General features: G+C 37.8%; 12 protein-coding genes. 4 read left to right on the forward strand and 8 right to left on the reverse strand.

Translation table 11 applies throughout. The features are described 5' to 3' along the window. Positions 1–84: 84 nt before the first annotated feature. The 3 genes from K1I41_RS02280 (at position 85) to K1I41_RS12500 (ending at position 2,100) form a co-directional block, all read left to right on the forward strand. Positions 85–558 carry a GNAT family N-acetyltransferase gene (locus tag K1I41_RS02280; protein WP_220641068.1) on the forward strand — a complete coding sequence of 158 codons (474 nt, stop codon included), beginning with the start codon at positions 85–87 and terminating at the stop codon, positions 556–558. Between the two features lie 17 nt (positions 559–575). Then, positions 576–1,838, forward strand: a complete 1,263-nt coding sequence (locus K1I41_RS02285; protein ID WP_220641069.1) for an aspartate kinase — start codon at positions 576–578, stop codon at positions 1,836–1,838. Positions 1,839–1,944: 106 nt separating this feature from the next. Beyond that, positions 1,945–2,100 carry an addiction module protein gene (locus tag K1I41_RS12500; RefSeq protein ID WP_220641070.1) on the forward strand — a complete coding sequence of 52 codons (156 nt, stop codon included), beginning with the start codon at positions 1,945–1,947 and terminating at the stop codon, positions 2,098–2,100. Here K1I41_RS12500 and K1I41_RS02295 read toward each other — a convergent pair. After that, positions 2,057–2,809, reverse strand: coding sequence for a hypothetical protein (locus tag K1I41_RS02295; protein ID WP_220641071.1), 753 nt, complete (start codon positions 2,807–2,809; stop codon positions 2,057–2,059). The genes K1I41_RS12500 and K1I41_RS02295 overlap by 44 nt on opposite strands. Positions 2,810–2,926: 117 nt before the next feature. Between K1I41_RS02295 and K1I41_RS02300 the strand changes: the two genes are divergently transcribed. Next, positions 2,927–6,367: a DUF8818 domain-containing protein gene (locus K1I41_RS02300; protein WP_220641072.1), complete on the forward strand. Its 3,441-nt coding sequence runs from the start codon at positions 2,927–2,929 to the stop codon at positions 6,365–6,367. On the opposite strand, the gene K1I41_RS02305 is transcribed toward K1I41_RS02300, so the two are convergent. From K1I41_RS02305 to K1I41_RS02335, 7 genes are all read right to left on the reverse strand, one after another. Beyond that, the gene (locus K1I41_RS02305) at positions 6,364–6,849 is read right to left on the reverse strand and encodes a hypothetical protein (RefSeq protein ID WP_220641073.1); all 486 of its coding nucleotides are present in this window, start codon (positions 6,847–6,849) and stop codon (positions 6,364–6,366) included. The two genes, K1I41_RS02300 and K1I41_RS02305, sit on opposite strands and share 4 nt — an antisense overlap. A gap of 252 nt (positions 6,850–7,101) precedes the next feature. Beyond that, positions 7,102–9,021: an Ig-like domain-containing protein gene (locus tag K1I41_RS02310; RefSeq protein ID WP_220641074.1), complete on the reverse strand. Its 1,920-nt coding sequence runs from the start codon at positions 9,019–9,021 to the stop codon at positions 7,102–7,104. A gap of 2 nt (positions 9,022–9,023) precedes the next feature. After that, entirely contained in the window at positions 9,024–9,548 is a 525-nt protein-coding gene (locus tag K1I41_RS02315) for an ankyrin repeat domain-containing protein (protein WP_220641075.1), read from the reverse strand. 43 nt (positions 9,549–9,591) lie between these two features. Then, entirely contained in the window at positions 9,592–10,143 is a 552-nt protein-coding gene (locus K1I41_RS02320) for a YceI family protein (protein WP_309508884.1), read from the reverse strand. A 12-nt stretch (positions 10,144–10,155) separates the two neighbouring features. After that, a complete protein-coding gene (locus tag K1I41_RS02325) occupies positions 10,156–10,518 on the reverse strand; it encodes a c-type cytochrome (protein ID WP_220641076.1) in 363 nt (120 codons plus the stop codon). A 1-nt stretch (position 10,519) separates the two neighbouring features. After that, positions 10,520–11,368 carry a DUF5777 family beta-barrel protein gene (locus K1I41_RS02330; RefSeq protein WP_220641077.1) on the reverse strand — a complete coding sequence of 283 codons (849 nt, stop codon included), beginning with the start codon at positions 11,366–11,368 and terminating at the stop codon, positions 10,520–10,522. An 8-nt stretch (positions 11,369–11,376) separates the two neighbouring features. Continuing rightward, complete coding sequence (locus K1I41_RS02335; RefSeq protein WP_220641078.1) at positions 11,377–11,766, reverse strand: OB-fold protein; 390 nt, start codon at positions 11,764–11,766, stop codon at positions 11,377–11,379. Positions 11,767–11,990: the final 224 nt, after the last annotated feature.

Raw genomic sequence — 11,990 nt, forward strand, 5'->3', positions numbered from 1 at the left:
GCACAAATATCTACATTTTTGTGATAAGAAAATAATTTATTATCAAATAAGGGAATAGAATGTATTTTTGCCGAAATTTATACAATGAACATACGCAAAGGAACACCAAAGGATATGCCCTCAGTGCTGGAACTTATTAAAGAACTGGCGCACTTTGAAAAAGAGCCTGATGCCGTTGTGGTTACAGCCAACGATTTAGTACGCGATGGCTTTGGTACCACCCCCCTGTTTAATACCCTTGTTGCCGAACAGGATAACGAGATAATAGGCATGGCACTTTTTTACAACCGCTACTCTACTTGGAAAGGAAAAACCATACACTTAGAAGATCTTATTGTAAAAGAAAACAAGCGCGGTACAGGTGCAGGCAGTGCATTGTATAAAGCCGTTATTAATTTTGCTAAAACGCAAGGCGTTAAGCGCGTAGAATGGGTGGTTTTGGACTGGAACCAACATGCTATCGATTTTTATAAACGCTCGGGTGCTACCGTATTTAACAACTGGCACACGGTACAAATGGACGAGGAAGGAATTGCAAAATTTACGCTTACAGTATAAGCATTTAGTTACACAGCATGAGAGTATTTAAATTTGGAGGAGCATCGGTTAAAGATGCCGAGAGCATTAAAAACGTATATAATGTATTGCAACAAGTAGGGCATAACGATGTATTGCTCGTTATATCGGCTATGGGTAAAACCACCAATGCTTTGGAGGTTGTTATAAAAAATTACATCGAGAAATCGGCAGCATTGCAATCGTCCATACAAGACGTAAAAAAATACCACAACCAAATATTGTTGGATTTGTTTGATGATGAAAACCACGAGGTATTTACCATTGTAAATAAACTCTTTGCCGATTTGGAGTATTTTTTAAAACACAACAAATCGCCCAACTATAATTTTGTGTACGACCAAGTGGTAAGCGTAGGCGAAATGCTATCGACAACCATAGTAAACCAATATTTTAACTACAAAGGGCTACAAAGCCAATGGTTGGATGTGAGGGAGTTTATTAAAACCGATACCACCTACCGTGATGCTATTGTAAACTGGGAAGAAACACAAAAAAACATTGCACATAACGTAAAGCGTAAAACCCTAAATATTACACAAGGTTTTTTAGGCTCGGACGAAAATAATTTTACAACTACTTTGGGCAGAGAAGGGTCGGATTATTCGGCAGCTATATTTGCCTACTGCCTTAATGCCGAAAGTGTAACCATTTGGAAAGATGTACAGGGCGTACTTAATGCCGACCCACGCTATTTTGATAATGCGGTACTGTTAAACCAAATATCGTATAGGGAGGCTATAGAGCTTGCTTTTTATGGTGCTACCGTAATACACCCCAAAACATTACAACCGCTACAGCGTAAAGAAATTCCGTTGTATGTAAAATCGTTTACCAACCCTTTACTAGCAGGCACAAGTGTGAGCAAAGGTGCTGACCTCGAACCGCACACAAGCTGTTACATTGTAAAAAAGAACCAACTGCTAGTATCAGTATCGTCACTCGATTTTTCCTTTATTATGGAAGAGAACATTAGCGAGATATTCTCGTTGCTGCACCAGTATAAAATGAAGGTACACCTCATCCAAAATTCAGCAATAAGCTTCTCAGTATGTATAGACGATAAGTTTGGGAACTTTACAGCACTTAAAAAAATACTCTCCAAAAAGTTTAAAGTAAAATATAACGAAGACGTATCGTTATACACCATTCGTCATTTTACCGATAAATCGGTTAGCACTGTAGCACAAAATAAAGAGGTTTTATTAAAGCAAGTAAGCCGCGAAACCATGCAAATAGTAGCGAAGGAGGTAGCCCCTTGACCCTGTCACTAAATAGGCTCTGCTACCCTAGCATACATTTATTATCTTGTTTATACAGATAGTGTCACCTCGAGCGCAGTCGAGAGGCTACATTAATTGAAACGATTTGGACAACTACAGCAATGCTGAACTGGAAAAAGAGCTTGATAAACGTTTGCAGAATCTTGATGAAGGAAAATCGGAATTATACTCTTGGGATGACCTTAAAAATTTGAAGATTAAAAAATTTTTTCTCGATCAGGTAAATGCACATAAAAGTTAGGCAAATTTTCTGTTGTACATCTACCCAAATAGAATCTTTCTTTAGAAGTAATATTATCTATTATTAAAGAATTTAAATCTTTTTGAAAACTTAATAATTCTTTAATTTTCTTACCTTTTATTCCAGATGTTTTATACTCAATAATAATCAAATCATCCGTTAAAACATATTTACCTTCATGGTAATTGTCATTGATATCGTTAGTAAAAACCTCTCCATATTTAAATTCATAATAAATATTATTATTTTTCCATATCCCCACAATATTAAATCTCTCTCTTTTTAATTGAAGATATTTCTCTTCACTGAAAAGTTGAATTTCCTTTGGTATCTTTCCATCTATAAAAAACACAACTAGTTGTTCATCATAATTTTTATCAATAAATTCTTGATAATCTTTATTTGTAAAATCATTATGCAATACATCTATCTGTAAAAATTTAGATAAATCATCCTTACATATAAATTCAAATTTAATATCATAAGATATAATTGTTATGATGCGAAAGTAATCTTCGTCAGCAATATTATTCGCTTCTAATAATTTTTCCAATTTTGAATTCCATTTTCTATGATCCTTTCTAGTTCTGTATAAAATCTCAAATATGAAGTTTCCATTTAACAATTTTAAACACTTTTGTCCTATTTGATAATACTGCAACTTAAACTTAAAAGTGTCAAACAAAGTTTCAACTTCTAATTTTGTCATAATTTAAAATTTGATTATAGACAAATCTACAAAATCTCATTAAACCAATAACCTTTCGAATCTCATATCTTCAACCCAAATACACTACTTTTGCCATTTTGGAGTTATAAAGTTATAATGCTTAAAAACGGATTTTTACTGGTATTTGTATGTTTTGCTGCTGCACTATATGGGCAGGAGATTACTACGCCGTATAAAAACCGTAAAATAACCACCGAGCGCGACACCATACAAATAGATAGCGTAAGCATTAACAAAGTATTTTTTAAGCTACAGGATAAAGCGGGCAATGCTATTGATACGAGTTATTACGATGTTGATTTTAGGAAGAGTACCCTTGTTTTTAAAAACGGTTTCAAATCGCCCGATAGCCTTACCATGCGCTACCTAAGCTACCCCGGTTATCTTACCAAAAAATATAGTATTTACGATGCATCGAGGGTAGTAAGCAACGATGCCGTTAGTGGCAACCGCTATGCTATTAAACGCGACCCTATTACTACCTTTAAGCCGTTTGAGGGGCTAAATACTTCGGGGAGTATTACGCGCGGTATTACAGTGGGCAACAACCAAAATGCCGTAGTAAACTCCAACCTCGATTTACAGATAACAGGTAAAATATCGCAACGGGTTAGCCTGCGTGCCTCCATACAAGATAGTAACATCCCCTTACAAGAAGGTGGATATTCGCAACGGCTGGATGAGTTCGACCAAATATTTATCGAGATGTTTAGCGATAACTGGAACATTAGGGCAGGCGATTTATTTCTGGAAAATCGTGAATCGAGCTTTCTTAACTTCAATAAAAAAGTTCAAGGCTTATCGGCTACCATTGGTTTTGGTAAACCCGAAGCGCGCACCACCCTATACACAGCGGCGGCTTTAGTACGCGGTCAGTACGCACGTAGTACGTTTATAGGGCAAGAGGGTAATCAAGGCCCCTATAAACTGCTTGGTCCCAACCAAGAATCGTTTATACTTGTAATATCAGGTTCGGAGCGTGTTTTTGTAAACGGTATATTACTAGAGCGCGGCGAAAACAACGATTATATTATTGACTACAATGCGGGCGAAATTATATTTACCACGCTTTTTCCGATAACCTCCGAAATGCGAATTAACATTGAGTACCAATATTCGCAGCAAAACTATACCCGATTTGTGGGCTATGGCGGTATTACACACGAGAATGACGGTTGGAGTATTGGCGGTTTTGTATACTCGGAAAACGATGTAAAAAACCAGCCTTTACAAGAAAATCTTTCCGAAAGCCAGATCGATGTACTACAACAAGCAGGCGACGATACGAGCCAAATGGTAGCGCCATCGGCATTTGTAGATAGCTTTTCGGAAAATAAAATACTGTACCGTAAAACTATCATTAATGGTTTTGAGGTTTTTGAGTTTTCTACTGACCCCGATGAGGAACTCTATAATGTTACCTTTAGTTTGGTAGGTAATAATCAGGGAAACTACATTATTAAAACCCGAGATGACGAAGGTAACCTTATTGATGCCGTACGGCGCATTTACGAGTACGTACCCCCTATTGATGGCGTACTACAAGGAAATTACGAACCCATAACACGCCTTACCCCTCCTACCAAAATACAAATAGCTACCCTAATGGGTAAGTACAACCCCAACAAGAAAACGTATATTGATTTTGAAACGGCTGTAAGTAATAACGACCTTAACCTCTACTCGCCTATAAACGATGGTAATAACAATGGTGTAGCGGGTAAAATAGCTGCTAAGCAACGCCTATACACCGCCAACGCTTGGGAGCTGGATATTTTTACCAACTACCAATACGTACAGGATAATTTTAGAGCCATAGAACGGTTGTATAACATAGAGTTTAACCGCGATTGGAATTTGCAGGGCGTAACCATTACCAACGCCAACCAAAGCTATTTGGTAGCAGGTACGTTATTTAACCTCCCGAAAAAGGGGCAGGTACGTTACCAAGCGGAGCAACTGGATTTCTCGGATAGTTTTTCGGGTACGCGCCACGTGGTAGATGGTTTATTTACGTTGGACAAACTTGTAATTAAAAACCAAGGCAGTTGGTTAAATAGCGATAGCAATTTTGCATCGTCTACCTTTATTCGTAACGAGGCGTTAGCAAAATACCATTTTAGTAAAAACTGGGTAGGTGGCTCGGTTAGGCTTGAAGATAACGAAGAAAAAATAAAAGAAACCAATACTTTTTCGGCGTTAAGCCAACGCTTTACTGAGTTTGGGGGTTTTATTGGTAGGGGCGACAGTACTAAGGTTTACGTAGAGCTTGGATATTTGCAACGTGCTAACGATAGTTTGGTGGGCAATGCCATACAAAAAGTAAATACATCGCGCTCGTACTACCTAAAATCACGCTTGGTACAAACCGATAAAAGCAACCTAACATTATTTGTAAACTACCGTAATTTAAAGTTTGAAGACGCTGCTATACAAAACCAACCATCGCTCAACTCGCGGGTGTTGTATAATGATAGTTTTTGGAACCAATTAGTACAAGTTGGTACTGCCTACGAAACAACATCGGGTACTATTGCCCAACAAGAATTTACCTACCTAGAGGTAGAACCTGGACAGGGGGTATATATGTGGAACGATTATAACGGCAACGGCATACAGGAATTACAAGAGTTTGAGATAGCCCCTTTTCCTGATGAGGCAAAGTATGTACGGGTGTTTTTAGCAAACCAAGTATTTTTACGAACCCACCAAAACAAATTTTCGCAAGCATTAACACTTAACCCGAGCCAATGGCAAAACGCTACAGGCTTTAAAAAACTACTATCGTACTTTTACAACCAATCGTCGTTTTTAATTGATAGAAAAGTGGAGCGCGATGGCGATAACTTCGACCTCAACCCCTTCTCGTCAGGCGAGAAAAACCTACTCGGTATTACATCCAGCATTCGTAATAGTATTTTTTACAATCGTGGTAAACAAAACCATTCTGTTACCTATACCTATACAAAAAACAGGACTAGAACATTGCTATCGGCAGGGTCGCAGGAAAACAATAATAGTTCGCACCAAGCGCAATACGCACACCTGTTGCAAAAAACATGGTTGTTTGGTCTTATAGGGCAAACCACCACATCGTCTACCTATTCCGAGAATTATAGTGCACGAAATTATGAGATTGATAGTTACTTGGTGGGTCCTAAAATATCGTACTTATTTTCGCGTAATGCGAGTTGGGATATTTTTTATGAATACCGAAATAAAGAAAATCAAATTGGCGATGCCGAAACGCTATACCAACAGCGTTTGGGTACATCGTTTAATTATGCCTCCGAAAAGCAGTTTACGGCTAGTGGTGAATTCTCTTTTTATAAAAATGATTTTACAGGCAACCCGCTTAGCCCAGCAGCCTTCCAGATGTTGGAGGGGTTACAAGCAGGCGAAAACTTAACATGGCGCTTGCTAGTGCAGAAAAACCTTACCCAGTTTTTAGATGTGAATGTAAATTACCAAGGGCGTAAAAGCGAAACCAGTAAAGCCATACATACGGGTAGCGTACAGTTACGTGCTTATTTTTAGTTGAAGGCTAATTTTTCCTTATCCGAGAAAGCATCCGATTGTTTAATGTACTTTTTGGTGAACAACTTTAAATCGGTAGGCTGCTCTTTATAATGTGACATTAAAAAAGCCTTATCCTCTTTAATCTCCGATTTATAGCCTGTAATCCAAGGTACATTATCTTGTATGTTTAGACGTATAAGACGTGCTTCGTAATTGTTAGGCGATTTCTCTATCGTTTCCTCCAGTAAATCTGTACCCCTATTAAAAAGCCTTGTTTTACTAAAAAACCCTTTGGTATATTTTGCTTTAAGCACTACCGATGCGGCTTTGTACGCCAATAGGGTGGCATCCTGCCCTTCTTTTACGTTTTGTAGTGAATCGTAAAAACTATCTGCACTTTGTTCAGACTGTGCTGCGCTAACATAACGTTGTCTTATTGTTTCAAGTTCGGGAGTAACATTTACAAATAAAAATAAAACACAAAATGAGATTAATTTCATAAACACAAGGAGTTATAGTATTATAATGAACAAATTAAAGTGTATTTTTTCAAAATTCATACCTTTTTTAAAGCTATAGATGTTTTTTGAGGTAGTTACCGTTTATTTCACTTTTTACAAGACTAATAAAATCCTGCAAGTTTTTTATCTTCAAAACAATACAAAACAATACAAAACAAATATAAACAAAATATAAAAAGGGCCTTCCTTTTACAGAAAGCCCTTTACTATGTTGTAAAAACTATAGGTATATTATTTTTTAATTACCTTAAACGATGCTGTTGCAGCATCGGCTGCTTGTACTTGTACAAAGTATGTACCTGCATTTAACGATTGCATATCTACTTTAACCTCAGTAGCATTTGCATCTAACGTTAGTACATTTTGCCCAAGCAGATTAACTACTGTTATTTTAGTAATAGTACTTTCGCCCGATATAAATACCACATCGGTTACTGGGTTAGGGTATACTACCATATTATTTTTAGTAAATGTACCTATACTCAATATTTCATCGGCAGTAACTTTAAAGGTAAGGCTCTCACAATCGTTAATTGTTTGTGTAGCATAGTACTCCCCACCATCTGTTAATGCTGTTGTAATATCAACTTCTACAAATTGCATCCCAGCATTCATAATGTACCATGTTATTGTTGCACCAGCTGTTGCATCAACTACTAAATCAGCAACAGTATCACCTGCTTCAAATTGTTGCGTGGCTTCTCCTGTAGGTGCATCTGGTATTGCATTTAAAGTAACTGTTACTTCTGTTCTTGGGCTAGTACATCCATCTATAGTTTGCTCTACGTAATAATTTCCTGCAGTTAAAGCATCTGTAGTTGCTAAGGCAGTACCCCCTGCAGCTACTGTATACCAATTTATAGTACCTCCTGCTGCAACATTAACATCCAAATCAGCAACTGTAGCACCATCACAAAGGGACTGACTAGCCTCAGCAGTAGGGCTTGTAGTAGAGTTAATGGTTACAACGAAAAATTCTTGATCTGTACAATTTGGTGTAGTACCTGATTCTACGTAGATATAAATGCCTTGGGTGCTGCTTATAACAGTACCTTCTGCTAACATCATACCACCACCGTCAGAACCTGTAAAGTAATTACCCAATGTAAGTGCTGGTAATGTGTATTGGTCACACACTGTTTGGTTAAGCTGAGTCTCTAAAACTGGAGAAGCAGTAATCGTTACTTCAAAACTACTTTCATCTGTACAGTTGGGTACAGTACCTGTTTCTGCAAAAATGTAAACTAATTGTGTACTAGGTATTACATCGCCTGCTGTTAACATTGTACCTGTTCCGCCCGAGTTTGTATAGTAATTGTTCCCTGCATCTAAAGCGGGTAGTACATAACCATCGCAAACACTAACATCAGGTAAGTCTTGTGCTACAATGCTGGTAACTGTTACGGTAACAGATGTTCTCTCGCTTTCGCAATCCGCTACTGTTTGCGATACAAAATAGGTACCCGTAGTTAACGCAGTGGCATCTGATAAGGCTGTGCCTCCAGTTGCCGATGTATACCATGAGAATGTTGCTCCCATAGCACCTTCTGCTAAAAGATCTGCTACTGTAGCGCCATCACAAAATGCTTGTGCCGTAGCTGTTGGTGCATCAGGTGCTGCACAATCTAACGGTACGTTAACCTCGTAACCTCTATTACCACCACCGTGGTTGGATAATGCGAACGCGGCTGATGATGCTCTTGCGAATGCAAAGTCTATATTAGGGTTATCATAAACAAATGTAAAGTCCTGTGTATCTCCTGTATCAAAAGCACGTGTAGCAACAATGGTTCTGGTAGTACCTGAAACAGTGTTTGATGTTACTGACCAGTTATTGGTACCATCGGTAGTTGGTGTCGACCCAACGCCAACGTGTACTGCATCTACTAGTGTAGTTCCGTTGTAGTACACCACATCTTGTCCAGCTCCCATTCCGCCAGTATTTGTCCCTGAAGAAAAATCACCAAATTGCAGTGCATACCATCTGTCCGATGGTCCTGTAAACGTTAATGTCGCCGTCGATGTTCCGTCATTAAGTTCCAATTCGGCTGTCATGCCAGGAAGTAAATCCACCACTCCTGTGGTTTTTGTTTGTGCCTGTATCCCTAGTGTTCCAAGGGTAAAAGCAGCAATAAGTAATCTTTTTATCATAATCAATTGTTTAATAGGTTAATAATATTATCGTTTTTAGTAGCATGTGCATGATCCAAAGGCGTTCTGCCTTTATTGTCTTTGTGCGTTTTGCTTGCCTTATACTGTAGTAACAGTTTTATTAGCGGTTCGTTTTCAAACTGTACTGCATATATTAGTGGGCTTACTCCTAACCTATCGGCAGTATTGGGGTTTGCACCATTCTCTAGCAATATCTTAGCAATTTTTGTGTTGCCTTTTACTGCTACTGCTGCCAGCGCAGTGCCGTTATCGCTCTCGTAATTAATATTCTCTACATTTTTTGCCAAATATGCTGCTACTTCTGTATTACCTCTGTAGCAGGCTAGTATTAAGGGTGTAAAGCCCATTGGGTTTACGGAGTTAATACTATTTTTGTCTTTAGCTACCAATTGTTTCATTTCGGCTACCGTGCCATAACGGGCAACATCAAAAACATTTTTCTCTTCTTTTTCCTGTGCGTAACAAAAAGCACTCAAAAGTAATAAGATTAAAGTAATCTTTTTCATACGTTAACTTTTATTTAGATAATTAGATAATAAGTGGGTTATATTATTTAGATAATAATAGATTATATGATACATTTACCGTTTCGGCTATTTTTTTGCGTACTACCTTGGGGACTTCTATTTCAAAATCGGAAGGCTTTACTGTAAAATCGCCTGTTATTAGTAATTTATCGCCTGATATTGAAATCATTGCCTTGTCGGTAATTTCCTTTGTTTTTCCGTGCATGGTAAATGCCCCTTTAATGGTAAATGCCTTTGGGGTTGACGATAGTTTGGAAACATCAAAATTTTCTATTTTGCCTTTAAAGGTTGCTTTGGGATGTTTATCTGTCTCAGCATAATTTTCGTTAAAATGCTCTTCCATTAGGGCTACTTTAAATCGGAAACCTTTCATTAAGGCTAGTACTGCTATATCGCCTGTGGAGGCTTTTACTGCTGCCGAAACCGATTTATTTTCTGCAGCTACTTCCTCAAACGATGGTACTGATGCTTCGAATGTTACTGTACCTGTACGTGTACCGTATTTTTGTGCAAATAATACTGTTGGTAACAGTAGTACTATGGCAAGTATTTGTGTTATGTTCTTTTTCATCATAGTGTGTAATGTTTAATTTTCGGGTAGCCCATTCTCTGCCCACTGCAGTATTTGGTCTATATTGTTCATTGGCATGCGCCCCATTGGTGGCATTTGCCCATCCTCACCATTTTGGCGTTGTATCCTGTTTAGTAACCCTTTGTTTTCTACTGCAAAGCGCACCTCTGTATAGGTGGTTAATGGTGTAAACGATGCCACGCCTCCAGGTGCATGGCAACTAATACAATTATTATCTATAATAGCTTTAACATTATCGTTATATGTTATTTCGCCATCTTGTATAACATCGGCCTCTATATCCTCAAAGGTATTGCTCTCACAACTGCATAATGCCACGAGCAATCCTGTTAGTAGTATGTTTCTTAATTTAATCATCTTAAAATACTCTGTATAAATTAAACCCAAAGAAAAAATCGCCATCGCCCCAATCGCCCGCTGCATTGGTTATATAGCCACCCTCTGTCATGGCTTGCGAATTGGTAAATAATAATTGGAAAACGTGCCCACCTGTTTCAATATCCAACCCTATGGATAGTGGGTTTACATAAAAATCGGGGGCATCTACGTTATACACATATTCCGCATTAAGCGATAAGCGGCTGGTAAGTTTTACCCTACCTCCTGCTCCTACAGAGAATTGTTTATCGTTCTCGATAGCGGGGTTATATAGGTTTTTATGTATAAACGATGGTACAAGTTGCAAACTAACTTTGTTAGATAATCGTCTGGAAATTAATAGTTGCGATATGTAAGTTAACCTATCGGTAAACTCTATTTTAGGATAATCTTCGTCGTCTAAAAAAGAATTAATATCTACGGTATTGTACCCTACTATTGTTAACGGGAAATCGTTTGTTTGGCGGGTTAACCTGTATTTTAAACTTCCTTCGTATATTTTTAATAGGGTATGGCGTGATGCACTAACCGATAACCACTCGGTAATACCATATATTCCGCCTATTTTTGTGGTTGCTGCATCAAGCCCAAAAAATTCCGAAATACCATCCTTAACCGTACCAAAGCGGTGCGATACTACAAAGTAAAATTCATTTTTTGCAGGTACTTTAGTGGTTTGCAGCGTAACTATTTGTAGTGCTTTAAAAGCGGGTGGTGTATAACTCTCGGCTACCTGTTCCGCATCGAGTTCGCCAAGTAAATCGTCTTGTGCGTTTGCGCTTACGGCAGAAAAAAGAAATGCAAGGTGTAATAGTAATAATCTCTTCATATACGTGTTTAATCTTTAGTAGTACATTGGTCAAGTTTTACCTCTCCAAAAATTTCATCGTAACCAATACAACGCCCTTTTATGGTAACCTTTTCATCAGCAGCAATGTTTTGTTTATTGCTAAATGTACAAAAAACAGCAGAATCGATGGTTAAAATAGAGTCGGCTACTTGGGTTACAGTACCTGCTACGGCTATTGTTTTATTCAGGTATTTAGTATTCGCAGCTTGCATATCGGCTTCATAATCGGTAACAAGTTGTTCTGCCGATAAGGTGTAAACAGCTTCTTCTGTAGCTATATCACGAGCACCCTTATACACGTACATATATACCAGTAATAGGGCTACTGCAATTACAGAAAAGGATATTGTGATGATTTTTACGCTTCTATTTTTCATAGATAATGTAATAGATTGAAATGGTATTGTTTACCACTTATTAACAAAAATATCGAAATCTTACAACTTACAACTATTTTTTAAATGAATTTTGAATTAAGCCCCGTTTTCACAATTAGTAATCAGTTATTTTAATAGAAAAATGCGATTTTATTAATAACTGTTATAAATAAGCATCCTGTCTATTACCAATAACTCATTGATGTCTGTAACCTTTTAAGGTT

It is taken from the genome of Flavobacterium litorale (assembly GCF_019613795.1).
GTDB classification, from domain to species: domain Bacteria; phylum Bacteroidota; class Bacteroidia; order Flavobacteriales; family Flavobacteriaceae; genus Flavobacterium; species Flavobacterium litorale.

Bases quoted from the DNA above. Each gene is read 5' to 3' on its own strand.
- K1I41_RS02280 (WP_220641068.1), top strand. From the start codon at position 85: ATGAACATACGCAAAGGAACACCAAAGGATATGCCCTCAGTGCTGGAA.
- K1I41_RS02285 (WP_220641069.1), top strand. From the start codon at position 576: ATGAGAGTATTTAAATTTGGAGGAGCATCGGTTAAAGATGCCGAGAGC.
- K1I41_RS02295 (WP_220641071.1), bottom strand. From the start codon at position 2,809: ATGACAAAATTAGAAGTTGAAACTTTGTTTGACACTTTTAAGTTTAAG.
- K1I41_RS02300 (WP_220641072.1), top strand. From the start codon at position 2,927: ATGCTTAAAAACGGATTTTTACTGGTATTTGTATGTTTTGCTGCTGCA.
- K1I41_RS02305 (WP_220641073.1), bottom strand. From the start codon at position 6,849: ATGAAATTAATCTCATTTTGTGTTTTATTTTTATTTGTAAATGTTACT.
- K1I41_RS02310 (WP_220641074.1), bottom strand. From the start codon at position 9,021: ATGATAAAAAGATTACTTATTGCTGCTTTTACCCTTGGAACACTAGGG.
- K1I41_RS02315 (WP_220641075.1), bottom strand. From the start codon at position 9,548: ATGAAAAAGATTACTTTAATCTTATTACTTTTGAGTGCTTTTTGTTAC.
- K1I41_RS02320 (WP_309508884.1), bottom strand. From the start codon at position 10,143: ATGATGAAAAAGAACATAACACAAATACTTGCCATAGTACTACTGTTA.
- K1I41_RS02325 (WP_220641076.1), bottom strand. From the start codon at position 10,518: ATGATTAAATTAAGAAACATACTACTAACAGGATTGCTCGTGGCATTA.
- K1I41_RS02330 (WP_220641077.1), bottom strand. From the start codon at position 11,368: ATGAAGAGATTATTACTATTACACCTTGCATTTCTTTTTTCTGCCGTA.
- K1I41_RS02335 (WP_220641078.1), bottom strand. From the start codon at position 11,766: ATGAAAAATAGAAGCGTAAAAATCATCACAATATCCTTTTCTGTAATT.